This is a genomic window from Sulfitobacter sp. GN1-4 (assembly GCF_055693825.1).
In genome coordinates, this window is record NZ_JBVFUQ010000003.1 from 189,961 (window position 1) to 216,075 (window position 26,115).

A 26,115-nucleotide genomic window follows, 5' to 3' on the forward strand; every position below is an offset into this window, starting at 1 on the left:
CCGTTCCTTCTGCAGTGTTGGTACTCTACCAATAGCTGCAGCAAGAAGGAACGCTGACATTGGACTTTGTGACCCCAACTGACCTGCCCGGTGTGCTGTTGATTTGCCCGCCCCGGTTTGGCGATGCGCGCGGCTTTTTTCAGAAAGCTGGAACCGCAAAAAGATGTTGGCGCATGGTGTCGATCTGGATTTCGTGCAGGACAACCATTCTGTTTCGGCGGCGGTCAATACCGTGCGGGGGCTGCATTTTCAGGCCCCACCGCATGCGCAGGCCAAACTGGTGCGATGCGGACGCGGTGCGCTTTTTGATGTTGCGGTTGATATCCGCAAGGGCAGCCCGACGTTTGGCAAATGGGTCGGGTATGAGTTGACGGCCGAGAATGGGCTGCAACTGTTGATCCCGGCAGGTTTCCTGCACGGTTTTTGCACGCGGGCACCCGACACAGAGATCATCTATAAATGCAGCGATTACTACGCGCCCGACTGCGATGGCGCGGTGCGCTTTGATGACCCGGACATTGGGATTGATTGGGGCCTGACCGGTGATGCTGTTTTGTCAGACAAAGATGCGCAGGCCCCAACGCTTGCCGCCTTCGACAGCCCCTTTGTGTGGGAGGACCCTACATGAAGATCTTGGTGACAGGGGGGCAGGCTTTATCGGGTCTGCGGTTGTACGTTTGGCCGTGGCCCGGGGGCACCAGGTGATCAACCTGGATGCGCTGACCTATGCCGGTTCGCTCAGCAATGTGGCCAGCGTCTCAGACAGCCCCCTTTACACGTTTGAGCAGGTTGATATCCGAAACCGGGCCGCGTTGGATCAGGTGTTTAAGGCCCATCAACCCGGTGCCGTGATGCACCTTGCTGCGGAAAGCCATGTGGACCGTTCCATCGATGGGCCGGGCGATTTTATTGAGACGAACATCACCGGCACCTACAACATGCTGGAGGCCGCGCGCGCCTATTGGACTGCGCAAGGCAAGCCGGACAGCTTTCGGTTCCACCATATTTCAACCGATGAGGTTTATGGCAGCTTGGGGGACACCGGCCTGTTCACCGAAGACACCGCCTATGATCCGCGCTCCCCTTATTCTGCGTCCAAAGCGGCCAGCGATCATTTGGTAAACGCCTGGCATGAAACCTATGGTTTGCCGGTGGTGCTAACGAATTGCTCCAACAACTATGGGCCTTATCACTTCCCCGAAAAGCTGATCCCCGTTGTCATTCTGAACGCCTTGGCTGGCAAGGAAATTCCGGTTTACGGGCAGGGGCTAAACGTGCGCGATTGGCTTTTTGTCGAAGACCATGCCGATGCGCTTTTGCTGGTGCTGGAAAAAGGCGCGCTGGGGCGGAGCTATAACATCGGCGGGGAAAATGAGGCGCGCAACATCGATTTGGTGCGCAGCATCTGTGCTATTCTTGATGCCTCCCGCCCCAAGGACCGACCCTATGCTGAGCAGATCACTTTCGTGAAAGATCGCGCGGGCCATGACCTACGCTATGCGATTGATCCGACCCGGATCAGGGATGAGCTTGGATGGCGGCCCTCCGTCACCTTGCAAGAGGGGTTGGAGCGGACGGTGCGCTGGTATCTGGAGAACGAAACATGGTGGCGTGCATTGCAGTCGCGCCACGGCGTGGGCGAACGGTTGGGCACAAAGGTATGAGCGTTCTGGTGTTCGGAAAAACCGGGCAGGTCGCGCAAGAACTGGCGCGGTTGCCGGGTGTGCTGTGTCTTGGCCGAGAGGCCGCTGATTTAAGCGAGCCTGAAAGTTGTTCCAAAGCTATCCATACCCACCGTCCTGAGGCCGTGATTAACGCCGCCGCCTATACCGCGGTTGACCGGGCCGAAGAGGAGGAAGCCCTGGCCACCGTCATCAACGGCGCGGCACCTGGGGCGATGGCGCGGGCTTGTGCCGGGCTGGGCATTCCGCTTGTCCACATCTCAACCGATTATGTTTTTGCAGGGGATGGTAATCAGCCCTGGCACCCAAGTGATCCAACGGGGCCTTTGGGGGCTTACGGACGCTCAAAACTTGCGGGGGAAACCGCCGTAAGCGTGGCCGATGGCCCGCATGCGATTATGCGTACATCCTGGGTTGTGTCGGCCCATGGCAACAACTTCGTCAAAACCATGTTGCGGCTGGGCGCTGAGCGTGAGGCGCTGAGCATTGTTGCGGATCAAATCGGTGGTCCAACCGCGGCAAGAGACATCGCCAACGCCTGTTATACGATGGCCCAACAGCTGATCAAAAACCCCAGCAAGACCGGGGTATATCACTTTTCCGGGGCGCCTGATTGTTCCTGGGCCGATCTGGCCCGCGCGGTATTTCAGCAAGCGGAGCTATCTTGCGAGGTGACAGATATTCCATCATCCGATTACCCAACACCGGCTACCCGCCCCCTGAATTCGCGGCTGGATTGTAGCACCACCAAAGCCGTCTTTGGTGTGGAACGGCCAGATTGGCGTGCGAGCCTGACAGACATCCTCAAAGATCTAGGAGCCATCCAATGACACAACGCAAAGGTATCATTCTGGCAGGTGGGTCCGGCACGCGGCTTTATCCGATCACCATGGGGATCAGTAAGCAATTGCTGCCGATCTACGACAAACCGATGATCTATTACCCGATTTCGGTGCTGATGCTCGCGGGCATCCGTGAGATCGCAATGATCACCACGCCCGAAGATCAGGCGCAGTTCCAGCGCAGTCTGGGGGATGGCAGTCAATGGGGTATCTCGCTGACCTTTATCACCCAACCGTCGCCGGACGGGCTGGCGCAAGCCTATATTCTTGCAGAAGAATTTCTGGATGGAGCCCCCTCCGCGATGGTGTTGGGGGACAACATCTTTTTTGGTCACGGCCTGCCAACGCTATTGGCTGAGGCCGATCAGCAGACATCAGGCGGCACGGTTTTCGGCTATCACGTGGCGGACCCGGAACGGTACGGTGTTGTTGGTTTTGACGCGGGCGGCAAGGTTGAAAGCATCATTGAAAAGCCGGATGTGCCCGCTTCAAACTATGCGGTAACGGGGCTCTATTTCCTGGACGGAGATGCGCCCAAGCTTGCACGAGAAGTGACACCGTCAGCACGCGGAGAGCTTGAGATCACCTCATTGCTTGAAAAATACCTCAAGCGCGGTGATCTGCGCGTCAATACGATGGGGCGGGGATATGCCTGGCTTGATACCGGCACGCATACCAGCCTGCTGGATGCGGGCAATTTCGTCCGCACACTCACCTCACGGCAAGGTTTGCAGACAGGCTCTTTGGAAGAGATCGCCCATGAACTGGGCTGGATTAGCGATGATGAGCTGTCAGAGCGTGCCAAGCTTTTTGCCAAGAACGAATACGGCAGATACCTGCAAGATCTGATCGAGGATTAGCCTTTGGCGCCTTGCCCGCGGGCGTAGATATCTTCGTAGCGGATGATATCATCCTCACCAAGGTAGCTGCCTGTCTGCACTTCGATCAGTTCCATTGGGGTATCCCCGGGGTTTTCCATCCGGTGGATGGCCCCCAACGGGATGTAGACAGATTCGTTTTCATGCACCAACTGCGACTGAATGGTGTCGAGGGTGTCGCCCACAGTCACCTTTGCCGTGCCCACCACCACAATCCAATGCTCCGACCGGAACTTGTGGCTTTGCAGGCTGAGAGAAGCGCCAGGGTTTACCACGATGCGCTTCACCTGAAACGAGTCTGACAGGATCAACGTCTCAAAAAATCCCCAGGGCCGGTGATCTTTGGGAAAGTTATCCGCCTGCGGCACGGCTGTTTTGCGCATCTGCTTTACAACATCACCCAAGGTGGCGGTTTTGCTGCGATCCGCGACCAGAACGGCGTCGGGCATGGCGACGGCAACGATGTTATCCAGGCCCAAACCCACCAGCTGCACCGCATCGCTTTCAGAGCGCAACAAGGTGTCCTTGCACTCAACCGCATGCGCTTTGCCCTGCAAGGCCACGCCATTCGCATCCGTTTCGGCATGTTGATGGACGGCATTCCAGCCCCCCATGTCAGACCAATCGCCGTCATGGGCGATGACGCTCAGGTTGCTAACCTTCTCCATAATCGCGAAATCGACAGAGATGTCTTCGCATTGCCCCCAAGGCTCAGGGGCGAGGCGCAAAAAGCCCAAGTCAGTCTCTGCCGTGTCAACAGACGCCTTCACCAGGGCCAGCATGTCAGGCGCATGGGTTTCAAAGGCGCTGATCAGGGTCTTCGCGGCATACAGAAAGATGCCCGCGTTCCAAAGATAGCCACCTGCGTCCAACATGCGCTGTGCCTCGGCAAGCTGAGGCTTTTCCACAAACCGCTCAAGCGTTTGCGCACCCTCTCTTTCACCGCTGCCCAGCTCAAGATACCCGTATCCGGTTTCCGGTTTGGTGGGCGTGATCCCAAAGGTGACGATTTGCCCTGCCAGCGCTGCAGGCACCCCGCGCTGAACGCTGGCGCAAAAGGCGTCGGCCTGGGTGATGTAGTGATCTGAGGGGGCCGCAAGGATCAGCGCGTTTGGATCCTGTTGCGCCACGACCAATGCGGAGGCCAGCAGGGCGGGCGCGGTATTGCGCGCGTCAGGCTCAATCAGGACCGCGCCGGGGTCAATGCCTGCATCATGCAGCTGCTGGGTTGCAATAAAACGAAAATCTGAGTTGGTCACGACAACCGGGTTGGCAAAGCCAGCGCCCGACAAACGTTTGCTGGATTGCTGAAACAGGCTGCCGGACCCGATCAAATCAATGAACTGCTTGGGAAAGCTCTTGCGAGACACCGGCCACAAACGCGTGCCTGATCCACCACAAAGGATCACTGGCGTAATGTCATGGGTTGCCATCGTTATTCCTTAACTACTTCTGCCGCTGAAATGGGGTGCGGATGTGCTCTGTTAGGATACTGCGTCCCTTAGTTGCAAGCGGCAATGGGGTTATGCATGTGCCAGAACTTGCCAAACGCAGCTATGCGTTGACTTTTGACACCGCAAAGGCCCCGATACTTCAAAAGGCACAAGGGGTGCAGCATGAAAGATTTGGGATTAGAGGCCATCACACTTGACGCGATCAAGGCGCGGCACGCAGCACTTGCCGGTGACGTGCGTGAAACGCCGATACAGCCCTTGGATGCACCCCGGGTGTCAGCCGCGATTGGCGGCGGAGAGGTGGTGCTAAAGCTGGAGTGCTTTCAGCATACAGGCACCTTCAAGGCGCGCGGAGCATTGTCAAATATGCGCGCCATCCCGTCGGAAAAGCAGGCGCTGGGGATTACGGCGGCAAGTGCAGGAAATCACGCTATCGCGGCGGCCTGGGCGGCCAAAGCTGCAGGCCTGTCGGCAAAAGTGGTGATGCAAAACAATGCTAACCCGTTCCGCGTAGCCCAAGCCAAAGCGCAGGGCGCTGAGATTGTGATGCGCGATCCGGGTGCTGCAACCTTCGCCGAGGCTGAGCGTCTGTCCCATGAAGAGGGCCGCACCTTTGTGCATCCGTTTGATGGTATTGATACCGTCTTGGGCTCTGCCGGGGTGGGGCTGGAGTTCATCGCTCAAGCGCCAAAACTCGACGCTGTGATCATCTCAGTGGGCGGTGGCGGTTTGATCAGCGGCGTTGCAGCAGCCATCAAGCTGTCGAACCCTGCCTGTCAGGTCTTCGGCGTGGAGCCCGAGGGCGCTGCGGCCATGTCGCTGTCCTTGGCCCAAGGTGCGCCAGCAACGCTTGAGACGCTCAACACCATTGCAGACAGTTTGGCGCCGCCCATGGCCTTGCCTTTGGGGCATGCGCTTTGCGCGGCCTATGTCGATGATATTGTCACCGTCAGCGATGATGACATCTGCGCGGGCATGGTTGTGTTGCAACAAGACGCCAAACTCGCGGTGGAACCGGCAGCGGGTGCTGCGATGGCGGGGTTGCTTGGCCCTTGCGTGCCCGTTTGCAGGGCAAGCGGGTAGGTGTCGTGGTCTGCGGTGCGAACATAGACGCGGCCACCTTTGCGACGCAGTTGCAGCGCGGTGAGCAGCATTTGCCCAGATTACTCTGATATCAAAGGTTGACCTTCCAGTTACTAGAACCTTTATGTCCGGGGTGGAAACCGTGCTATCCGGGATTGCAGCACCATGCCTAGCCTGACGTTCCCCGTTGAAAACATGAACTGCGGCGGCTGTGCCAGCCGCGTTACAAAGGCGCTTGGGCAAATCCCCGGTGCGGCGGATATCGCTGTGAATTTCGTTGATGGCACCGCACGGATGACGTTGGCCGAAGAAACGGGCTTTGACGCGGTCCAGCGCACACTTGCGACGGCGGGATACCCGGCAAAGGTGGAAACCGTGCAATTTGGTGTCTCGGGCCTGTCGTGCGCATCCTGCGTGGCCCGGCTGGAAAAATCACTTGCTGCGACACTCGGCGTGACCGAGGCGCGCGTGAACCTGGCGGATGAAACCGCGCGCGTCAGCTTTGTGCCGGGGGTGACGGGGCCAGCCGCACTGGCAGAGGTTTCGGCCAGGGCAGGCTATCCCGCCCAAGCCGTTTCCGAAAAATCTGCCCATGAGCATGATGCGGAAAAACACCAGGAGGTTCTTCAGCACCGGCAGGTATTTTTGATCGCAGCGGCGCTGACGCTGCCGGTGTTCATTCTTGAAATGGGCAGCCACCTTTTCCCCGCGTGGCATCACCTTATTCACCGCACGATTGGCCTTCAGGCCAGCTGGGTGATCCAGTTCCTGCTGACATCTTTGGTCCTGATTGGCCCCGGCCGTGGGTTTTTCACCAAAGGCCTGCCCGCGCTTTATCGCCGGGCCCCGACGATGGACAGCCTGGTGGCGCTGGGCGCTGGGGCTGCTTGGATCTATTCGACTGTCGCCCTTTTTGCCCCGGCGTTGATGCCGCAAGGAACGCAGGCGGTTTATTATGAGGCAGCGGCAGTGATCGTCACACTGATCTTGATGGGCCGCTGGTTTGAGGCACGGGCAAAAGGCCAAACCGGCGCGGCCATTCGCCATTTGATCGGCCTGCAGCCCCGCACGGCTTGGGTCAAATCCGGGGAAGACTGGGTTGAGGTGCCAAGCTCTGAGCTGGCGGTGGACCAGCTGTTTCTGCTCCGTCCCGGTGCGCGTGTGCCGACAGATGCCGTTGTCGTCGAAGGCACCAGCCGAGTTGATGAAAGCATGATCACCGGGGAACCCATGCCCGTTTCCAAGACCGCGCAGGATCGGCTGACCGGTGGCAGCGTGAACACCCAAGGCAGTCTGGTCTGCCAGGTGACCCGCGTGGGCGCTGATACCACATTGGCCCAGATCATTCAGATGGTGCAGCAGGCGCAATCCGCGCGCCTGCCCATTCAGGCTTTGGTAGATCAAGTGACCCTTTGGTTTGTGCCAGCCGTCATCGCCATCGCTGCGCTGACCGTTGCGATCTGGGCTGTTGTTGGCCCGGAACCGGTGCTGTCCTACGCGTTGATTGCGGGGGTTTCGGTCTTGATCATCGCCTGCCCCTGCGCAATGGGTTTGGCCACGCCAACCTCTATTATGGTGGGGACAGGCCGGGCCGCGCGCTTGGGCGTTTTGTTCCGGCAGGGCGATGCGCTGCAATCGTTGAGCGGCGTGTCAGTGGTGGCCTTGGACAAGACCGGAACGCTGACCGAAGGCGCGCCTGCGCTCACGTCGTTCCAGCCGGTGGAGGGTGAGGATGGCCTCGATATCCTGGCCAAAATCGCCGGTTTAGAGACACATTCAGAACACCCCGTCGCGCAAGCGATCGTGGCCCATGCAAAAGCAAAAGGTGTCACTTTGCCAAAGCCAGAAGCGATAGAGGTGCATCCCGGCAAGGGTATCGCGGGACGCGTAGAAGGTGCGCAGCTGCATGTCGGTAACGCCGCCCTCATGGCCGAAGCCGGTGTGCCAGCCGGCGCCTTGGACGCCCAACGCGGGGCGGCCACCTCTGGGCAGACGCGCATTTTCGTGGCGCGCGACGGTGAACTTATCGCCGTTCTGGCGGTGTCGGACCCCATCCGCGCAACCACGCCTGCCGCCATCCAGGCGCTTCAGGCGCGCGGTTTGCATATCGCCATGATATCGGGTGATGCGCAGGACGCAGCAGAGGCTGTCGCAGATCGGCTGGGGATCTCAACGGTGATTGCGGGCGTCTTGCCGGAAGGCAAAGCCGCCGCGCTGAAAGAGTTGCGCGCGCAATTCGGTAAGGTCGCCTTTGTCGGTGACGGCATCAACGATGCGCCGGTGCTTGCTGAGGCGGATGTCGGCATTGCCATCGGCTCTGGCACGGATGTGGCGATCGAAACGGCAGATGTTGTTTTGATGCAAAGCGATCTGATGGGCGTGGATCATGCCTTTGATCTGTCCGCCCGGACGCTGCGCAACATCAAACAGAACCTGCTCTGGGCCTTCGGCTATAACGTTCTGCTGATCCCGGTGGCGGCAGGCGTCTTGTTTCCGGCCTTCGGCCTCTTGCTTTCGCCAGGGTTGGCGGCGGGCGCGATGGCATTTTCATCTGTGTTCGTTCTGGGCAACGCGCTGCGCCTGCGCCATGCAGGGGGCGCGGCATGAACATCAAATCCGTCAGCGCGGCGACGGGCCTGCCTGCAAAAACCATCCGCTATTACGAAGATGTGGGGCTGGTGCGCCCAAAGCGTGAGGCCAATGGCTACCGCGTGTTTTCAGACACTGACATGCACAAACTGGCGTTTCTAGCCCGCGCCCGGTCATTGGGTTTTCCGTTGGAAAGCTGTCGCAACTTGCTGGCGCTTTATGATGATAAATCACGCGCCAGCGCGGATGTGAAAGACATCGCGCAGGATCACCTGCGCGAGATTGATCAGAAACTGGCGGAACTGGGCGCCATGCGCGACACTCTGGCCGAATTGGTGCAGTCCTGTGCCGGAGACAGCCGCCCGGATTGCCCCATCCTTGCTGATCTGGCGCAAAGTGAGGCGGCGCCAGGCAATTGACTGTCCTGGCCAGCTGTGGTCCGTGATGGTCAAAGCCAGAAAGGACGCGCCCCATGTTTGTGTTTGAACCCCCAAAACAAGCCAGTCTTGCCGTTGAGGGCAGCACAGATCGCTTTCCCATCCGCCGCATCTTTTGCGTTGGCCGCAACTATGAGGCGCACGCCCGCGAGATGGGCAAGGATCCAACCCGTGAAGCGCCGTTTTTCTTTACCAAACCTGCCGATGCCGCGTTGGACGCCCCCTGCACCATGGCCTATCCCCCGCTGACGCAGAACTTGCATTACGAGATTGAGCTGGTGATTGCGATTGGCAAAGGCGGCTCTGACATCCCCGAAGATGATGTGATGGCGCACCTGTGGGGGGCAGCTGTCGGGCTTGATATGACGCGCCGGGATCTGCAGGCTGAGGCCAAGGAAATGGGCCGCCCGTGGGATTGGGCGAAGGCCTTTGATTACTCTGCGCCCATCAGCCCGATCAAACCTTTGGCAGATGTTGCCAGCGTGACCGAAGGGCGCATCTGGCTCGCCGTGAATGGTGTTCTGCGGCAGGACGCCGATCTGTCTGATCTGATTTGGTCGGTGCGCGAACACGTCTCAATCCTGTCGCGCGCCATGGCGCTGGCCCCCGGGGATCTGATCATGACCGGCACGCCTGCGGGGGTTGGGGCCGTAGTGCCTGGCGATGTTATTACCGGTGGGGTTGATGGTGTTGGCACCCTCGAAGTGACGATCGGAGATCCGACATGAGCGATTTTGCCCTGCACAATTATTTCCGCTCCTCCACCTCCGTGAGGGTCCGCGCCGCTTTGAACCTCAAGGGGCTCAGCTATGACTACATCCCGCTTGCGCTGTTGAAGGGTGAGCAGGCCAGCGCCGAGCATCTGGCGCTGAACCCCTCCGGGTTGGTGCCAACACTGGTCACGCCAGAAGGCGCATTGCCCCAATCGCTGGCCATTCTGGAATGGCTGGACGAAGTGCACCCAGAGCCGCCGCTTTTGCCGGAGGACCCGTGGGGCCGGGCGCGCGTGCGCAGCTTGGCGCAGATCGTGGCGCTCGATATTCACCCGGTGAATAACCTGCGTATTTTGCAGCATCTAGAAGCCGCGTATGGCGTGGACGCTGCGGGCAAAGCGGCTTGGTTTCGCAAATGGGCCAACGCCGGGATGCAGGCGCTTGAAACGCGGCTGTCCCAAGAACCTGAGACAGGTGCATTCTGCCATGGCGATGCGGTTGGGTTGGCGGATCTGTGCCTTTACGCCCAGGTGCTGAACAACGCCCGGTTCGAAGTGGACATGAGCGCCTTTCCCACCATCTCTCGCATCCACGCCAATTGCATGGACGTCCCTGCCTTGGCCCAAGCCGCCCCAGCAAACCAGCCAGACGCAGTCTAGGGCGAAGTGGATCCTGGCGCGGGCTAGCTCGTGATCGGATGATCGTTCAGAAAATCACCCAACAACGCGCCGACTTCGGTAGGGGCATCCCAGACAATAGAATGGCCCGCATGATCAATCTGTTCATGCCGGGCGTTAGGCAAGGCGTCAAAACTGGGCCGCGCCATCTCTGGCGGGACAAGCACATCTTGCCCGGCATAAAGCACCAAGGTGGGGCAGGTGATCTGATCCAGCTTCGCCCTTGGCCTGAAGGTGCTGAACATCTCGATCTGATGGGCCATGGCTTCCGCCTTTTGGGCATGGGGATAGGCCTGTGCGGCGGTCAAAGCGGTTTCAATATTCTCGGGATCATCGAAAAAGCCATTGCCGAAAACCCAAGGGTAAAGCCCACGCAACCACATCTCTTCGCCCATAGGCGCGCGGCGTATTTGCAAAAGCGCCTGAAAAACAGCCGTCGTCCGAGGGGTGCGGAAGCGGCCCGATGCCATCACCGTGGCGGTGGCAACCTTATCCGTTGCCTGCCCCGCGATTTCCAGCGTGAGCAGTCCACCCATGGAGTGGCCCGCGACGTGAAACCGTTCAAACCCCAGATGCGCCATCAAGGCCAACGCATCATCTGTCATGCGCTGGCAATCCGTTGCGGCATCCCATGGCGTTGTGCGCCCGGTGGTCCGGTTGTCTGGGCGGATTACCGTATAGCGATCGGTGAACATCGGCGGCAACGGTCCCCAGGACGCGCTGTCGCTCAGCATGCCGGCCAGCAGCAAAAGCGGCGGCCCCTCGCCTTCAATTTCATAGTGCAGGGTGATCCCGTCATGGGCAAATTCAGGCATTCAGTGTGCTCCAACAAGGCAGAAGATCCCCCTCTGCAGGGGTCGCTTCGAAAACAGCCCGCGCGATGGCCCGGCTGAGACAGAGGGCGGCGGCGTGACCGATCAGCGCCACATCGCCGGCGGCTTTTGCCCCGGTGCTGATCGAAAAGACCAAATCGCCATCTTGCGGCAGATGGGCCGGCACCGTGGCGCGCCCGATGCCGTCATGGGCCGCAACGGCAACACGCTGGCATTCCGCCTTTGTCAGAGCCGCATCTGTCGCTACCACAGCAATCGTTGTGTTCTCTCTGCCGGACATGGCCACCATCTTTCGGCTTTCCATGCTGCGCCCCAGCCCGCCTGCGGGATCAGGGCCAAGCCCGCCGAATTCTCCGTCAATTTCAAAGGGTGCGGCGTAGAAATGCCTGTCGCCTGGCGTTGTCACAGACCCTACCGGGTTGCTGATGACGATCGCCCCCACTGTGCTGCCATCGGGCAGAGTGAGGGAGGCTGATCCAAGCCCGCCTTTCATCATCCCGGTCAAAGCGCCTGTGCCCCCGCCGACGCTGCCCAGCTTAAAGCTGTCTGAGGCATCGCCATGTGCCGCGCGCCCCAAAGCGCGATAGGGGTTTTCATCCCAATCCTTTTTCCCGCCATTGAGCAGGTCAAAAACAATCGCGCCCGGCACCAGGGGGATCACCGCATCCCCCACCTGAAAACCGCGCCCCTTTGCCCGCAGGGCATCCACAACGCCCGAGCAGGCGTCCAGCCCGTAGGCTGACCCGCCCGACAGCGCCAAGGCATCAACCGCCTCCACCGATTTATCCGGGGCCAGCAAATCTGTTTCTCGGCTGCCGGGGGCGCCGCCCATCACATGCACTGAGGCGGTGAAGGGAGCGTCTGCCGTCACGACGGTGACGCCAGATTTCAGCGCATCGTCTTGCGCATTGCCGACCAGCACGCCGGTAACATCGGTGATTAGGTTCTTGGGTCCGGGGTGCATCATGGGGGGATCACAGTCTTGGTTTGGGGGCAGCGGTAGCCGGATCGCCCGTGTTAGGGACACCTTTGGGTTCAATCAGCAGAACTTCGCATTCCGCGTCAGCCCTTGGGCGGTGGGTCATACCCTTGGGCACAACAAAAACCTCACCGGCTTTGACCGGGTGCGATGTGTCTTCGATATCCATTACCATTTCGCCTTTCAGCACCAAAAAGAAATCATCGGTGTCGTCGTGCAAATGAAACGGAAAGGCCCCCCGGAACTTTACCACCATCACATCGTTGTCGTTGTAATCGGCCACCACATGGGGGTCCCAATGGGTGCTGATCTGGCCCAGCTTTTCGGCAAGGTTGATGGGGGTGGTCATACAAGGGCTCCTACGTCGGGCAGCTGCGGGGCGGCGGCAATCAGTGTTTTGGTATAGGGGTGCTGTGGGTTTTCAAAAACCTCTTCGGTGGCACCCTGTTCCACGATCTTGCCGGATTTCATCACCAACACGCGGTCCGTCACTGTGCGGACCACTGATAAATCATGCGAAATGAACAGATACGTCAGATCATAGGCCGTACAAAGCTCAGCCAGCAGATCAAGGATCTGCGCCCGCACCGAGACATCAAGTGCGCTGACCGCCTCGTCGAACAAGATCAGATCAGGCCGGATGATCAGCGCGCGAGCAATCGCAATGCGCTGGCGCTGACCGCCTGAAAATTCATGGATATACTTGCGCGCGTCGCTTGGGGACAGGCCCACCGCGGTCAATGCCTCATCAATCGCACGGGTGCGGTCGGCACCCGAGGGCGGGCTGGCCAGCAGATGAAAAGGCTCTGTGATCAGCCGGTCAACACGGTGGCGGGGATTAAAGCTGCCGAATGGATCCTGGAAGACCACTTGCATCCGTCGCCGTACCTCCAGGTTGGGTTTGGTGCCAGAAAAAACCGGCATGCCCTCCAACGTGATCCGCCCACCTTGGATCTGCTCCAGTCCCAAAAGAGCCCGTGTTAGGGTCGACTTTCCGCATCCACTTTCGCCGACCAACCCCAGACGTTCCCCGCGTGCGATGTCAAAGGACACCTTGTCCACCGCGCGAAACGTGCCCGGTGCGGAAAACAGCGTTTTGCGCGGCAGCCGGTAGTCGCGGATCACATTTTCAACGCGCAACAGCGGAGCTGATTGCGTGACGGGCGGCAGGTCAACTTGGTGGCCCGACGCCTCAAACAACATCTTGGTGTAGGGATGTTGCATGTTGCGCAAAAGCGCGTGCGTCTGGCCTTGCTCAACGATTTCGCCATTGCGCATGACGATGATGCGGTCGGCCATATCGGCAACAACGGCCAGATCATGGGTGATCATCATCAGGCCCATGTTGTCCTCTTTGGCCAACCGTTTCAGCAGCTCCAGGATTTGCGCCTGGGTTGTCACATCCAGCGCCGTTGTCGGTTCATCGGCAATCAAAAGGCGGGGATGGCGGGCAATGGCCATGGCGATCACCACCCGTTGCCGCTGACCGCCGGACAGCTCATGCGGATACCGGCTGAGCGGGAAGCGATCTTGGGGCAGGCCCACACGCGCCAACGTCTGCGCCGCTTCCTCAGCGGCTTGCGCGGCCGACGTGGATGGATCATGGATGCGGATCGTTTCGGCCACCTGTGCGCCGATGGTTTGAACCGGGTTCAGGGCGGTCATCGGTTCCTGAAACACCATGCCCATGTCATTGCCGCGCATGTCACAAAGCGTCGCCTCATCCAGCGCGGTCAGATCGTGTTCCTGCAACAGGATCCGACCCGAGGTGCGCGCGCCCTTGGGCAACAGTTGCATCGTGGCGAGTGCGGTCATGGATTTGCCAGACCCGCTTTCCCCGGTCACGGCAATAATCTCACCCGGTGCGATGGTCAGGTTGATGTTGTTCAGAATGTCAAAGCTATGGATCGACAGGCTGAGGTTTTCGATGGACAGCAAGCTCATGTGCGCGCCACCCGAAGCCGTGGGTCAAGGTAGTCGCGCAGCCCGTCTCCCATCAGGTTCAGCCCCAAGACAGTAAAGATGATCGCAAAGCCCGGCACCAACGCCATATGCGGTGCGATGCTAACCAGCGTTTGTGCATCGGCCAGCATCCGGCCCCAGGATGGCGTGGGCGGCTGTGCGCCCAGACCGACATAGCTCAGCCCCGCCTCGGCCAGGATACCAAGGGAGAACTGGATGGTGCCCTGCACGATCAGCAGGTTGGTGACATTGGGTAGGATATGCTCCACCGAAATCCGTGTGGCCCCTTTGCCCGCAACGCGGGCGGCGAGGATAAACTCCCGCTGCCACAGCGACAGAGCGGCACCGCGGGTGATGCGGGCAAAGACGGGGATGTTGAAAATACCGATGGCGATAATCGCATTGACCGCGCCTGCGCCAAAGATTGCGGTGATCAGGATGGCGATCACTAGGCTGGGGAAGGCAAAGACCAGGTCGTTGCCGCGCATGATCAGTTCATCCAGGTAACTGCCCTGCCGGGCTGCCGCCCAAAGGCCCAAAGGCACGCCCAGCCCCATACCGATGCCCACCGCCACCAGTGCCACGGCAATCGACGTGCGCGCGCCCACCATGATCATGCTGAACAGGTCACGGCCAAAATGATCGGTTCCAAACCAGTGGGTCGCATTGGGCGTCTGAAGCTTGTTGGGGATATTCAGTGCGGCGTGATCAAACGGGGTCCAGGCAAAGCTGATCACAGCGGCCAGCAGGAAAACCGCGCTCAGCAGCCCGCCCAAGATCAGATTGCGTCTCATGTCCGCGCCCTCAGCCTTGGGTCCACCGCCGCATAGGCCAGATCGACGAGGAAGTTTACGACGATGACAGAGAACACCAGCAGCATCACCACAGATTCCACCACAATCAGGTCCCGCGCGGTGATGGATTGGAACACCAGCCGCCCCAGGCCGGGCAGATAGAACACCTGTTCAATGATGATGGAGCCGGCCAGCAGGAAAGAGAACTGCAGGCCAATGATGGTCAACACCGGGATCAGTGCATTGCGCAGCCCGTGCCGCCAGAGCGCTTGGCGCGCGGTCAGCCCCTTGGCGCGGGCCGTGCGCATAAAATCCTCACCCAGCACATCTAAGAGCGACGACCGCATGACGCGCGCCAGGATCGCCGCTTGGGGCAGGGCAAGGGCGATGGCAGGCAGGGTTAGCGCATGGATCCCCGCCCAAAACCCATTGTCCCAGCCGACAAAGCCGCCCGCTGCGAACCAGCGCAGGTTGATGGCGAAAATCAGCACCAGCATCATCGCAAACCAGAAATTTGGCACTGCAACGCCCAGTTGGGTCGCGCCCATGACGCCGATGTCCCCCGCTTGGCCCCGGCGGCTGGCGGCGTAGATCCCGGCGGGAAAGGCCACAATTGTGCTGAGTGTCAGCGCATAAAGCGCCAGCGGCAAAGAGATCCACAGCCGATCGCCAATCATCTCAATCACCGGGGTGCGGTAGGTGTAGGAGGTGCCGAAATCCCCGGTCAGCATACCGCCCACCCAGGCAAAATACCTCTGCACCTTGGGCACATCGAGGCCGAGTTCGGCTCGTAAAGCGGCCAGCGTATCGGCCTGGGCATTCACCCCCAGCATGAAAGAAGCGGGATCGCCGGGGGCCACCTCAATCACCACAAAAATCACCACAGAGGCCACCGCCAGACTGAGGATCAGAGAAAGCAGACGTTTGAGCGTATAGCGCAGCATTGGCCAGAGCCTATGCGCCGCGCCGGAGGGCGTCCAGAGCGTTTGGTGCGCGGCGGGCGCCGATTTGGTGCGCAGATTAATTTTGCTCAGACAGCGGGGAAAGCCGACCTATATAACGGCCATGCAGGCACCACTTTTCATCGGGCATGAGATCTTTCGCCACTCCACCTATGGACGGTGGCACCCTTTGCGGGTGCCACGGGTGTCCACGGTGATGGATTTGTCGCGGGCGATGGGGTGGCTGCCGAAGGAGCAATTCATCCTCTCACCCCGAGCCAAGCCTGCGGCGCTGACCCATTGGCACACGCCTGACTACGTGGCAGCCCTGCAGCGGGTGGAGGCGACGCAAAAAGCCACCCAAGAAGACCGCAGCCGCCACGACATTGGCAGTGTCACAAACCCGGTCTTTGCAGAGATCTTTAGCCGCCCTGCCACCGCCGCTGGCGGCTCCATCCTAGCTGGAGAGTTGCTGAAAGACGGCGGCGTCATCTATAACCCGCCCGGCGGCACACACCACGGGATGCCGGACCGCGCCAACGGGTTTTGCTATCTTAATGACCCGGTCTTGGCCATGCGCAGCCTGCGTCATCACGGGGTGCGCCGTATTGCTTATGTGGATATTGACGCCCATCACCCCGACGGGGTTGAGGTGGGCTTTGCCGGGGATCCAGACTGTCTGTTGATTTCAGTGCATGAGGATCGGTTGTGGCCGCGCACTGGCCCGGTTGAGAATGACGGGGGCGGGAATGCGTTCAACATCCCCGTGCCGCGGGGGTTCAATGACAGCGAAATGGCCTTTGTTAGAGACACATTTATCTTGCCCCAGGTCCGCGCCTTTGCGCCGGATGCCATCGTGCTGTTGTGCGGTGCCGATGGGGTTGAGGAAGACCCGCTGTCGCATATGGCGCTGTCGAACAACGCCCAGCTTGCTGTTTTGCATGGGTTGATGGGTGTTGCCCCTCGGCTGCTGGTTCTGGGCGGGGGCGGGTACAATCCCTGGTCTGTGGGGCGGCTTTGGACGCAGGTCTGGGGGCTGCTGAATGGGTATGAAGCGCCAGAGGTTCTGCCCGCAGCGGCAGAGGCGGTGCTGCGCGGATTGCGCTTTGACGGCAACCGGCGGGGCAAGAACCCGCCCGAGCATTGGTTCACCACCCTGCGCGACGCCCCGCGCGAAGGGCCGGTGCGGGCAGAGGTCAAAGAGGTTATCCAACAGTTAGAAACCCGTGTGAAGGTGCAGGCATGACAGACCGTACCTTGCAAGACGCAGACATAAGCGCGGTGATTGAGATGGCGCTGTCGGATCACACGGCCTTTGCCACGATCCAATCCGAATACGGGCTGAGCGAGAGCGAAGTCAAAGCGTTGATGCGCAAACACCTAAAGCCCGGCAGCTACCGCGCATGGCGCAAACGGGTGCGCGCCTTTTCAGACAGGCGCGCCAGTTACAAATGAAAATGGCCCCGTAATAGGGGCCATTTTGCACGTATTAGAGACAGTTTAGTCCGCCCAACTGACCGCTGTCAGGTCATTGGCCTGCGTGGGCGCGTTTTCCCACAGCCCTTGTACACCGGCCTTGGCTACCGTGGGCAGCGCCAGCTGGAACAGATAGCCGTTCACATAATCATCCGCGATGATCTGCTGCGCTTGCGCCATCATCTGGCCGCGCATGTCGGGATCAGAGGTGGTGTTCAGCTTGGCGATCAGGTCTTGGAAATCCGCGTTGTCGTACTGGAAATAGTAGTCTGGGTTGGCGTAGATGCCGATGTCCATCGGCTCAGTGTGGCTGACGATGGTCAGGCCAAAGTTCTTGCCCCGAAACACGGTTTCCAGCCACTGGGCCCATTCCACATTGGTGATCTCAGCCTTGATGCCAACCTCGGCCAGCTGGGCGGCGATGATCTCTCCACCACGCCGGGCATAGGACGGAGGCGGCAGGTGCAATGTCGTCTCAAACCCGTCGGCAAAGCCTGCTTCGGCCAGCAGCGCCTTGGCCTTGGCCGGGTCATAGTTCGACTGGCCAGTCAGATCGACATAGGCCGGGTTGTGCGGGGCGAAATGCGTGCCGATGGGCGTGCCCAGGCCAAACATCGCACCATCAATGATGGCCTGACGGTCAATCGCATGAGCCACGGCCTGGCGGACCTTTACGTTGTCGAAAGGCGGCATCTTGTTGTTGGTGGACAGGATCGTTTCCCCTTCGGTGGAACCAACAAGGACTTGGAACCGCGGGTCCGCCTCAAACTGGGGCAGGTTTTCGGGGGCGGGGAAACCGGCAAAGACATCCACATCCTCAGCCATCACCGCAGCAAAGGCGGCGGTCGGGTCAGAGATGAACTTGAACGTGGCATTGGCCAGTGCGGGCGCATCGCCCCAATAGGCATCGTAGCGCACCAGTTCGACCTTGTCGCCCTGGGTCCAGCTTTCGAATTTGAAAGCCCCTGTGCCGATGGGCTGTTGTTTGATGTTCTCAATGCTTTCTGGTGCCACGATCACGGCGTCGCCCCAAGCCAGGTTAAAGATCATGTTGCCATTCGGCTCTGATAGTTTGACCTCAACCGTGGTGGGATCAATCACATTGACCTCAGAAATGGCGGCATAAAGCGCCTTTTGCGCGTTTGCGCTTTCCTCTTCGCCGATCCGGTCCAGAGAGAATTTGACGTCCTCGGCATCCATCGTGGTGCCGTCATGAAAGGTCACGCCCGCGCGCAGCTTGAAAGTATAGGTCAGCCCATCGTCTGAGATTTCCCAGCTTTCCGCCAGGCCCGGCACAACAGAGCCGTCGGACATAAAGCGGGTCAGCCCTTCGAACACGTTGGAATACAGGACCGAGTCGATCGCACCAGCCGCCGCAGATGTCGGATCAAGATGCGGCGGTTCAAGCTGGATGGCGATGGTGATGTCATCTTTGGCAGCGGCAGCGCCGGCCATCAGGGCAGCGGTGCTTGCGCCAAGCAGGAAATGGCGAAGGTGGAACATAAGTGTCTCCCGTTTGTGATAAGGTCAGGCTAGCGAAATCCCGCCTTGCTGGCCAGTGTTCCCTAAAGTCCGGGTGTGGCGCATGCCCTTGGGGAAAGAACCATTTGCATCTTGGTGTCGCTGACGCTAGAGACGCGCCCTTTGCTGCAGGAGGGTGGATGATGTCACAGGTTCTAGGAATAGATTTTGGCACCTCAAACTCCGCAGCGGGCATCGCCGTGAATGGCAAACCACAGCTGATCCCGCTTGAGGGTGGTGAGATGACGATGCCGACAGCCGTCTTTTTTGACTTTGAAGCGCAACAGATGGTCGTGGGCGCGCAGGCCAGTGCTGCGTTGCTGGAGGGCGAAGAAGGTCGCTATATGCGGGGGCTGAAAAGCCTTTTGGGGACGCGGTTGGTGCGGGAAAGTCGGATGCTGCTGGGCGAACGTCTTGATTTCATCGACATCATCGCGCGGTTTCTGGCGACGGTAAAAGCGCGGGCAGAGGCGCAGACGGGCCAGACCTTCACCAAAGCGTTGTCGGGGCGCCCGGTGCGGTTCCATTCCGAGGACGACGCGCGCGATGCGCAGGCCCTGGCAGATCTGACCGAGGCCTATGGCCGCGCAGGGTTTGAAAGCGTGTCGTTCCTGAATGAACCCGAAGCCGCCGCTGTGGCCAATCAACAGGTTCTGACCCCAGGGGATTTGGGCCTGATCGTCGACATTGGCGGCGGTACGTCGGACTTCACGCTGTTTCGCCAAGGCAGCGGCGCGGATATTGAGATACTGGGCAGTTACGGGGTGCGGATCGGTGGGACCGATTTTGACCGCAGGCTCAGTATTGCGCGCGTGATGCCGCAACTGGGCATGGGCAGCCCCATCCGCCATGCCTTTGGCGGGGAGACGCACATCGCACCCAATGCGATTTTCAATGATCTTGCGACCTGGGCCAAGATCCCGTTCCTTTATGGCGCAGACACCCGGCGGGCGGCGAAGGAGCTGCACAAATACGCCGTGCACGAACAACGTCTGGCCCGCCTTGTGAAGGTGCTGGAAGAAGAGCTGGGCCATGATCTGGCCTTTGCGGTTGAGGCGGGAAAGATCATGGCCAACACCCCGGGCGTCGAGGATCCCGTCATCAAGGTTGGGATGCTCAAACCCAGGGCGGTTCTGCCATTGCCTGCGGAGATGATGACCAAAAAGCTGGCCGGGCTTGCCGGGGACGTGGGTGCGGCGGCTTTGGCAACGCTGGATGCGGCAGGGCTTGAACCCGGTCAGGTGACAAAGCTGATCTTTGTGGGCGGATCGAGCCTTATGCAGGTGATTGAGGCCGCCATGACGGACCGTTTCCCCGCCGCCCAAATACACCGAGGTGCTGCGTTGACGGCCATTGTTGATGGGCTTGCCATCCGCTCAGCTGGCTAAAATTCTGGGAAGGCTACCCGCTTATCTCTTTCATCGCGCTAAGCAGGCTGCGAACCTCATCCAAGGTGTTATAGTGACACAAGGAGACCCGCACAGCGGCGTCCATACCCAACGGGTTCAGGATGTTCCCCGAATAATGGTCAGCCTTGCGAATATGCGTGCGGATGCCTTGCGCGTTAAGCTCGTCTACGATCTCACCGGCTGGCTTATGGTCGAGGGCAAAGCACACCAGGCCTTCCCGGTCAGGGTTTTCAGCGCCACCCAAAATCATCACACCAGGCAGCTCTGACAGGCCGGGCAGATTATCTACGCCAAAGAGCATCGCGTCGGTGAGTGCTTTTTCATGGTCATGGATGGCCGCCCCTGCGGCTTCAATCCGGGCACGCCGGTCGGTGGTGTCTGAAACCTCGCTGCCCAACCACTCAAAATACCCCACCACATCTGAGAACGTCGCATAGGCCCCGGTATCGCGGGTGCCCATTTCCCAATTGCCCGCTGGGCTGTCCTTGAGCGTTTCGATGCCCGCAGCCGTCAGCCTGTCAGACGCCCAAGCCACGCCGTACCCATGCCGGGAAAACACCTTGTAGGGTGACACCACATAGCCATCGATATCGTAGCTGGCGATGTCGATACGCCCGTGACTTGCATGCTGGATGCCATCCACAAAGATGAACGCATCAGGCGATACAGCCCGGATGGCCGCCGCGATGCCCGCAACATCGTTGCCGATGCCGGTTACGGGTGAGGTATGCAAGATGGTCGCCACCCGCACCTCAGGCGTGACCAGTGCCGCATAGGCCGCTGGGGTGACTTGGCCTGTTTCATCGTCATGGGGCACGCTGACATAAGGCTTGCCCGCCTTTTCCGCCCAATGCTGTGCCGCGCTGCGCGACGCGGGGTGTTCGACGGATGATCCCAACACGATGCCGCCTGTGGCCGATCCCATCACCGCCGTGCGGATCAGGCGAAAGGTCAACTCGGTCCCGGATTCTCCGACAAAAAACTGCCCCTCAGGGGCGTTGAAAAAGACGGCCATGTCCTCTTTCGCCCGTTTGATGATCTCAACCAACGCCTGCGACGCGGCATTCCCGCGTCCTTGGTTGTCAGGGATCGCAGCGAAGGTGGCAGAGGTCTCAACCACGGATTTCAACGTGAGCGCGCCGCCTGCGTTTTCAAAAAAGACACGTGGCCCCTGAAAAGGACAGGTTTCCACATGGGCAAACCGATCACGGATCGCTTGGGTCAGTGGGGCCGATTGGGTGATCATGACGATGTCCTTTGACGTCTTTAGGGTGCCGCGCGTCAGATGGGCAGACGCGCCTTATCGTTTTGAAAACCACCAGGCTTGCCCGCATGTCCGTCTGCGACACATTCGTGTACAGCAGGTGCACATCTGGCGGCAATATTGGTGACCCGCGCGAAAAACGGTATTTTGAGTGATGCAGAACCAAATCAGCACAATTCCACCCCGCCTTGGCTTGCGCGGCAGCTGGGCTGTCTTGCGCGCCAGTATGGCCCAGGTGGGCGACAAGAACATCGCCCTCATTGCGGCAGGCGTGGCGTTTTACGGCATGCTGTCGCTGTTTCCGGCGTTGGCTGCGCTGATCGCTGTCTTGGGGCTGATCTCTGATCCGGAAATTGTTGTTGCGCAGATGGAAGAGATGAAGGTCTTTTTGCCCGGTGATGTTTACCGGATCATCGAAGTGCAGGTTGTCAGCCTGGTCAACACCAGCAGCAATCGCCTGGGCTGGGCCGGTTTGATTTCCTTGGGGCTGGCGCTTTGGTCGGCGCGGGCGGGCGTTGGTGCGATGATCACGGGGCTTAGCTCGGCCTATGATGAACCGGCCTGGAGCAGCCTGCGTCATCAGTTCCGCGCGCTGTGGCTGACCGTGGCGCTGATTGGTGTGGGTCTGATCGCCTTGCTGAGCCTTGTGGTGATCCCTGTCATTCTGGCGTTCTTTCCGCTGGGGATCATCGGCACCCTGGTCATTGACGGGTTGCGCTGGGCAGTGACGGTGGGTGTGCTGTTGGCGGGGATCGCGTTGCTCTACCGTTTCGGCCCGCAACGCGATGGTGCGCGGTTTGAATTTCTGACCATTGGTGCGGTGATTGCGGTTTTGCTGTTTGTGGTGCTGTCCGTCGCCTTTTCCTATTACGTGGCGAATTTCGGCAACTACAATCAGGTCTATGGCTCCATCGGGGCCGTCATTGCGATGCTGACGTGGCTGTGGATCAGCAGCTTTATCGTGCTGTTTGGCGCGGTGCTGAACGCCCAGGTCGCGCGGGAAAGGGACAAGCGCAGCGTCCCGCCCACCCTTGCGCAGAAGGATGGGCCGGCAGATCTGGCGTAACGCTATGCGTCAAGTGTTTCGGTTGAGGAAAAGAACATCGCCTGCGACACCGATGAGATCACTTGATCAACCGTATAAGGCTTGGAGATCAGGAACGCCGGTTCCGGTTTGTTGCCGGTCAGCAGGCGTTCTGGGAAGGCGGTGATAAAGATTACCGGCCGCAGCCCAAATTCGCCCAGGATTTCGTTCACCGCATCAATGCCTGATGAATTATCCGCCAACTGGATGTCCGCAAGGATCAGATCGGGCAGATCCGCCTTGGCCAGTGCCACCGCTTCGTCCTTGGTGGCGGCAATACCAGTGACCCGGTGGCCCATGTCCGCCACGATGGATTCGATGTCCATCGCGATGATGCCTTCATCCTCAATGATCATCACAGAGCCTGCTGACGCATCTGCAATCTCGCGCCGGGCAATGCTGATCAACTCTTCTGCCTCAGCCTGGCTGACGCCGATGATTGCAGCCGTCTCAGTATAAGAAAACCCCTCAACCGTGTGCAGCAACAACGCTTCGCGGCTGTTGTTCGTCAGGCTTTGCAGCCGTTCCTGCGCCTTTGCCCGCGCGCCTGTTTCGCCTTCCTCAACAGGGGCGCCTGCGCTGGCCCAGATCCCAAAGAGCACTTTGAAAAGTCCAACTTTCACGTCATGATCGCCCAGAATGGAACGGTCTGCCAGGATGGCCTCCAATGCGGCGGCTGCAAATTTATCGCCTGTTTCTTGGTTGCCGGTGATGGCGCGCGCAAAACGGCGGAGGAAGGGAATATTTTCACCAAGTTGGTCGCTGACTGACATGCCGGAGGAAGCCTCACTCATTTGGGTGGTCCTTTTTCATCTTTTCTGGAACAAAACACGGCAACCGTGCGTTCGGTTCCCAAGCACGTGAAATTTATGTGCCGATTTGGCATGCACTTGAGGTTAAGTTTGTGAATATCCCAAAGAAAGATGATCGCGAACGGGCAATCGACGAGAACCTGAAAAAGGTGTTTGAAGAAACACTTGATGAAGGCATCCCCGATCGGTTCAAGGATCTGCTTTCTCAGCTCAAAGCGCAAGACAACGATCAGAGTCAGGCGAAATGAGCAACGAAGACCCCCGCGACGAGCTGATTGAGCATCTGCCAGCGATGCGGGCCTTCGCAATCAGCCTGACGCGAAACCCGGCTGTTGCGGATGACATGGTGCAAGACACCCTGGTGAAGGCCTGGACAAACATCGACAAGTTCGATGTCGGCACCAACATGCGGGCTTGGCTGTTCACCATTTTGCGCAACACCTATTATTCCAGCCGCCGCAAATCCAAACGCGAAGTCGCCGACATTGACGGGATCATCACCGAAAACCTGGCTGAAAAACCCGCGCATGACGGGCACATGCAGCTGGCTGATTTCCGCCGCGCGCTGGGCTCTCTGACCGATGAGCAACGCGAAGCTTTGTTGCTGGTTGGCGCATCGGGCTTTTCTTATGAAGAAGCGGCAAAGATGTGCGATGTGGCCGTTGGCACCATCAAAAGCCGCATCAACCGCGCCCGTGCTCAACTGGGCGAAATGATGGGCTATAACGAACAAGAAACGCTGGAAATGACGGATGATGCGACAATGTCGGTGATCTCTGCGTCCAAGGTGTCTAGTTTCTAATCATGACTTCCGGCTTCTTCTCGGGTGATGTGCTGCGCGGGCTGACCGTGCGTGTGCTGTTCTTGCTGTCATTGGCACTGCTGCCCATTGGCCTGATTGCGTTCAGCCAAACCCAGCAGATTGCCGCGCAAAACCGTGTAAATGCAGAGCTGTCGCTGCTGGCGATCACGGAACAGGCCGCCACCGCTGAGGCCGCCATTCTGGCCGATGCATTTGGCGCAGCGCAGGCGTTGTCCTCCATTGTCCAGCTGCATCATGGCGATGCGCAAAGCTGCAGGGCGTTCTTCCAGGCCTACAAAGAGGCCAATCCGACATTTGGCGTGGTGGGGTTGGTGGGACCGGACGGGCAGATGACATGTTCTTCTGCGGATCAACACAAGGATTTGGCAGATGACCCGCATTTCAAAGCGGCTTTGCAAGATCCCGACAGCGGGACGCAGGTTTTCCAATCAGAAAAGATCACGGGCGATCCGGTCACGGTCGTGACTTCTCCGGTGATAACAGACGCGGGGCTGGAGGGGCTGATCAAGATCTCAATCCATTCCACTGTGTTTGAGGCAGCAGATGAGCCTGACCTGCCGCTCAGCCCGCTGGCTTTGATGGCCTTTAACCAGAAAGGCGAAATCATCGCGACTGAGCAAAGTATGGATGCAGTCACAGATGAGCTGCCTGCCGATGTGGCGCTGGCGGCGTTCACCGCTGAGGAACCTTCGGTGTTTGAGGCTGAGAATGGCCGCGGTGTTCTGCGGGTTTACGCCATCCGGCCCATTGTTCAAAACGCTGTATTCGCCGTCAGTGTCTGGCCCGTGGAAACGCCGTTTCTAAACCCCTCCATCCTGTCTCGTTTGGGGACGATGGTGCCCATTGTGATGTGGGCTGCCAGCCTTTTGGTGGCCTTCTGGGCGCTGAACCGTCTGGCGATCACGCATATTCGCAAGCTGGGCCGCCAGATGCGTCGCTTTGCCATCAACCGTGATCTGCCGCGCAACACCCTGGGCACTGGCGTGCCCACGGAACTGGTTGAAATTGAAGCAACCTTTATCAGCATGGGCGAAAGCATTCTGCGCGATGAGGCCACGTTAGAAGACAGCCTGCGGGAAAAAAACATCTTGCTCAAAGAGGTGCATCACCGGGTCAAAAACAACCTGCAGCTCATTTCCTCCATCATGAACATGCAGATCCGGCAGGCCAAAAGCCCTGACGCCAGCTTGGTTCTGAAACGGTTGCAAGAGCGTATCCTGAGCCTGGCGACCGTGCACAAGAACCTCTACCAGACCGATGATCTGGTCCGGGTGCACGCGCCTGCATTGCTGCATGAAGTGGTCAATCAGCTTTTGGCGGTCGGCCTTGCCACGGGCAGCAACGTTGAGGTCAAACAGGATTACGCCGACCTGACTTTTGAAACGGATGATGCGGCACCCGTGACCTTGTTGCTATCAGAAGCTGTGACAAATGCGTTGAAAAACGTGGGCCAAGATGGTGCTGAGCGGGGCAAAATCTCTGTGACGCTGGTGGAAGATGGCGCTGATCATGCCAAGCTGAGTGTTTGGAACACCAAAGGCACCCAGGGTTCAGAAAGCGGGACCGGATTGGGGTCGCGTTTGATCGAAGCCTTTGCGCGGCAGTTGAACGGCCAGGTCGATGTCATTGACGCACCAGACAGCTATACATTGAACGTCTCATTCCCCGTGCCGCAAACCCCACGGCCGCAGGCGGATTTCTAATCGCAAGCTAAAAACTGTCTGATCCCGGGAACCTTTTGTCGCACCACGCGTTGGTCCCCCCGAAGAGGCAGAAAAAGGAACAGTCATGACCCCCGAACTTTTGATCGGTGGCGTGGCGAGCATTATTTTGGTGGTCGCACTTATCGCGACCCTGACCAA

24 protein-coding genes and 2 pseudogenes are annotated in these 26,115 nt (G+C 59.3%); 16 read left to right on the plus strand and 10 right to left on the minus strand.

Features of this window, described 5'->3' with window-relative positions; genetic code table 11:
- Positions 1 to 59: 59 nt before the first annotated feature.
- The 4 genes and pseudogenes from rfbC (at position 60) to rfbA (ending at position 3,384) form a co-directional block, all read left to right on the plus strand.
- A pseudogene (gene rfbC, locus ACZ1HM_RS01560) lies at positions 60 to 628 on the plus strand (dTDP-4-dehydrorhamnose 3,5-epimerase).
- Positions 625 to 1,664 (plus strand): annotated as a pseudogene (rfbB, locus tag ACZ1HM_RS01565) (dTDP-glucose 4,6-dehydratase). The pseudogenes rfbC and rfbB overlap by 4 nt, the downstream one beginning before the upstream one ends.
- Positions 1,661 to 2,512, plus strand: coding sequence for a dTDP-4-dehydrorhamnose reductase (rfbD, locus tag ACZ1HM_RS01570; RefSeq protein WP_472740834.1), 852 nt, complete (start codon positions 1,661 to 1,663; stop codon positions 2,510 to 2,512). The pseudogene rfbB and the gene rfbD overlap by 4 nt, the downstream one beginning before the upstream one ends.
- Complete coding sequence (gene rfbA / locus ACZ1HM_RS01575; protein ID WP_472740836.1) at positions 2,509 to 3,384, plus strand: glucose-1-phosphate thymidylyltransferase RfbA; 876 nt, start codon at positions 2,509 to 2,511, stop codon at positions 3,382 to 3,384. The genes rfbD and rfbA overlap by 4 nt, the downstream gene beginning before the upstream one ends.
- Here rfbA and ACZ1HM_RS01580 read toward each other — a convergent pair.
- Positions 3,381 to 4,835: a mannose-1-phosphate guanylyltransferase/mannose-6-phosphate isomerase gene (locus ACZ1HM_RS01580; protein WP_472740838.1), complete on the minus strand. Its 1,455-nt coding sequence runs from the start codon at positions 4,833 to 4,835 to the stop codon at positions 3,381 to 3,383. The genes rfbA and ACZ1HM_RS01580 overlap by 4 nt on opposite strands.
- 183 nt (positions 4,836 to 5,018) lie before the next feature.
- Here ACZ1HM_RS01580 and ACZ1HM_RS01585 point away from each other — a divergent pair, with 183 nt between their 5' ends.
- From ACZ1HM_RS01585 to maiA, 5 genes are all read left to right on the plus strand, one after another.
- Positions 5,019 to 5,939, plus strand: coding sequence for a pyridoxal-phosphate dependent enzyme (locus tag ACZ1HM_RS01585; protein WP_472740840.1), 921 nt, complete (start codon positions 5,019 to 5,021; stop codon positions 5,937 to 5,939).
- A 165-nt stretch (positions 5,940 to 6,104) separates the two neighbouring features.
- Positions 6,105 to 8,546 (plus strand): heavy metal translocating P-type ATPase, encoded by a 2,442-nt coding sequence (locus ACZ1HM_RS01590; RefSeq protein ID WP_472740841.1) that lies wholly within the window; start codon positions 6,105 to 6,107, stop codon positions 8,544 to 8,546.
- Positions 8,543 to 8,947, plus strand: coding sequence for a Cu(I)-responsive transcriptional regulator (gene cueR / locus ACZ1HM_RS01595; protein ID WP_472740843.1), 405 nt, complete (start codon positions 8,543 to 8,545; stop codon positions 8,945 to 8,947). Before ACZ1HM_RS01590 ends, cueR begins: the two co-directional genes overlap by 4 nt.
- Positions 8,948 to 9,000: 53 nt before the next feature.
- The gene (locus ACZ1HM_RS01600; protein WP_472740845.1) at positions 9,001 to 9,693 is read left to right on the plus strand and encodes a fumarylacetoacetate hydrolase family protein; all 693 of its coding nucleotides are present in this window, start codon (positions 9,001 to 9,003) and stop codon (positions 9,691 to 9,693) included.
- Positions 9,690 to 10,337, plus strand: coding sequence for a maleylacetoacetate isomerase (gene maiA, locus ACZ1HM_RS01605; protein ID WP_472740847.1), 648 nt, complete (start codon positions 9,690 to 9,692; stop codon positions 10,335 to 10,337). The genes ACZ1HM_RS01600 and maiA overlap by 4 nt, the downstream gene beginning before the upstream one ends.
- 23 nt (positions 10,338 to 10,360) lie before the next feature.
- Here maiA and ACZ1HM_RS01610 read toward each other — a convergent pair whose 3' ends face one another.
- The 6 genes from ACZ1HM_RS01610 to ACZ1HM_RS01635 are packed head-to-tail and all read right to left on the minus strand — an operon-like array spanning position 10,361 to position 15,867.
- Positions 10,361 to 11,170, minus strand: coding sequence for an alpha/beta fold hydrolase (locus ACZ1HM_RS01610; RefSeq protein WP_472740849.1), 810 nt, complete (start codon positions 11,168 to 11,170; stop codon positions 10,361 to 10,363).
- Positions 11,163 to 12,152: a P1 family peptidase gene (locus tag ACZ1HM_RS01615; RefSeq protein ID WP_472744542.1), complete on the minus strand. Its 990-nt coding sequence runs from the start codon at positions 12,150 to 12,152 to the stop codon at positions 11,163 to 11,165. The genes ACZ1HM_RS01610 and ACZ1HM_RS01615 overlap by 8 nt, the downstream gene beginning before the upstream one ends.
- A gap of 10 nt (positions 12,153 to 12,162) precedes the next feature.
- On the minus strand, positions 12,163 to 12,516 hold the full coding sequence (locus tag ACZ1HM_RS01620; RefSeq protein WP_472740851.1) for a cupin domain-containing protein: 354 nt from the start codon (positions 12,514 to 12,516) through the stop codon (positions 12,163 to 12,165).
- On the minus strand, positions 12,513 to 14,111 hold the full coding sequence (locus tag ACZ1HM_RS01625) for an ABC transporter ATP-binding protein (protein ID WP_472740853.1): 1,599 nt from the start codon (positions 14,109 to 14,111) through the stop codon (positions 12,513 to 12,515). The genes ACZ1HM_RS01620 and ACZ1HM_RS01625 overlap by 4 nt, the downstream gene beginning before the upstream one ends.
- Positions 14,108 to 14,923, minus strand: coding sequence for an ABC transporter permease (locus ACZ1HM_RS01630; protein ID WP_472740855.1), 816 nt, complete (start codon positions 14,921 to 14,923; stop codon positions 14,108 to 14,110). The genes ACZ1HM_RS01625 and ACZ1HM_RS01630 overlap by 4 nt, the downstream gene beginning before the upstream one ends.
- A complete protein-coding gene (locus ACZ1HM_RS01635; RefSeq protein ID WP_472740857.1) occupies positions 14,920 to 15,867 on the minus strand; it encodes an ABC transporter permease in 948 nt (315 codons plus the stop codon). Before ACZ1HM_RS01635 ends, ACZ1HM_RS01630 begins: the two co-directional genes overlap by 4 nt.
- Positions 15,868 to 15,988: 121 nt before the next feature.
- Between ACZ1HM_RS01635 and ACZ1HM_RS01640 the strand changes: the two genes are divergently transcribed.
- Complete coding sequence (locus ACZ1HM_RS01640) at positions 15,989 to 17,110, plus strand: acetoin utilization protein AcuC (RefSeq protein ID WP_472740858.1); 1,122 nt, start codon at positions 15,989 to 15,991, stop codon at positions 17,108 to 17,110.
- Positions 17,107 to 17,319 carry a TIGR03643 family protein gene (locus ACZ1HM_RS01645; RefSeq protein ID WP_472740860.1) on the plus strand — a complete coding sequence of 71 codons (213 nt, stop codon included), beginning with the start codon at positions 17,107 to 17,109 and terminating at the stop codon, positions 17,317 to 17,319. The genes ACZ1HM_RS01640 and ACZ1HM_RS01645 overlap by 4 nt, the downstream gene beginning before the upstream one ends.
- Before the next feature lie 45 nt (positions 17,320 to 17,364).
- On the opposite strand, the gene ACZ1HM_RS01650 is transcribed toward ACZ1HM_RS01645, so the two are convergent.
- Positions 17,365 to 18,843: an ABC transporter substrate-binding protein gene (locus tag ACZ1HM_RS01650; protein WP_472740862.1), complete on the minus strand. Its 1,479-nt coding sequence runs from the start codon at positions 18,841 to 18,843 to the stop codon at positions 17,365 to 17,367.
- A 161-nt stretch (positions 18,844 to 19,004) separates the two neighbouring features.
- Between ACZ1HM_RS01650 and ACZ1HM_RS01655 the strand changes: the two genes are divergently transcribed.
- On the plus strand, positions 19,005 to 20,249 hold the full coding sequence (locus tag ACZ1HM_RS01655; RefSeq protein ID WP_472740864.1) for an Hsp70 family protein: 1,245 nt from the start codon (positions 19,005 to 19,007) through the stop codon (positions 20,247 to 20,249).
- A 13-nt stretch (positions 20,250 to 20,262) separates the two neighbouring features.
- On the opposite strand, the gene ACZ1HM_RS01660 is transcribed toward ACZ1HM_RS01655, so the two are convergent.
- Positions 20,263 to 21,516 carry an aminotransferase class V-fold PLP-dependent enzyme gene (locus ACZ1HM_RS01660; protein WP_472740866.1) on the minus strand — a complete coding sequence of 418 codons (1,254 nt, stop codon included), beginning with the start codon at positions 21,514 to 21,516 and terminating at the stop codon, positions 20,263 to 20,265.
- A gap of 172 nt (positions 21,517 to 21,688) precedes the next feature.
- Here ACZ1HM_RS01660 and ACZ1HM_RS01665 point away from each other — a divergent pair, with 172 nt between their 5' ends.
- A complete protein-coding gene (locus ACZ1HM_RS01665) occupies positions 21,689 to 22,600 on the plus strand; it encodes a YihY/virulence factor BrkB family protein (protein ID WP_472740868.1) in 912 nt (303 codons plus the stop codon).
- A 2-nt stretch (positions 22,601 to 22,602) separates the two neighbouring features.
- On the opposite strand, the gene ACZ1HM_RS01670 is transcribed toward ACZ1HM_RS01665, so the two are convergent.
- Positions 22,603 to 23,412 carry a response regulator gene (locus ACZ1HM_RS01670; protein ID WP_472740870.1) on the minus strand — a complete coding sequence of 270 codons (810 nt, stop codon included), beginning with the start codon at positions 23,410 to 23,412 and terminating at the stop codon, positions 22,603 to 22,605.
- 110 nt (positions 23,413 to 23,522) lie between these two features.
- On the opposite strand from ACZ1HM_RS01670, the gene ACZ1HM_RS01675 reads away from it, so the two are divergent.
- Genes ACZ1HM_RS01675 through ACZ1HM_RS01685 form a run of 3 tightly spaced genes read left to right on the plus strand, consistent with a single transcriptional unit; the run spans position 23,523 to position 25,956 of the window.
- On the plus strand, positions 23,523 to 23,678 hold the full coding sequence (locus ACZ1HM_RS01675; protein WP_472740872.1) for a NepR family anti-sigma factor: 156 nt from the start codon (positions 23,523 to 23,525) through the stop codon (positions 23,676 to 23,678).
- Positions 23,675 to 24,232: an RNA polymerase sigma factor gene (locus ACZ1HM_RS01680; RefSeq protein ID WP_472740874.1), complete on the plus strand. Its 558-nt coding sequence runs from the start codon at positions 23,675 to 23,677 to the stop codon at positions 24,230 to 24,232. The genes ACZ1HM_RS01675 and ACZ1HM_RS01680 overlap by 4 nt, the downstream gene beginning before the upstream one ends.
- Positions 24,233 to 24,234: 2 nt before the next feature.
- Entirely contained in the window at positions 24,235 to 25,956 is a 1,722-nt protein-coding gene (locus ACZ1HM_RS01685; RefSeq protein WP_472740876.1) for a sensor histidine kinase, read from the plus strand.
- The last annotated feature ends 159 nt before the right edge of the window (positions 25,957 to 26,115 follow it).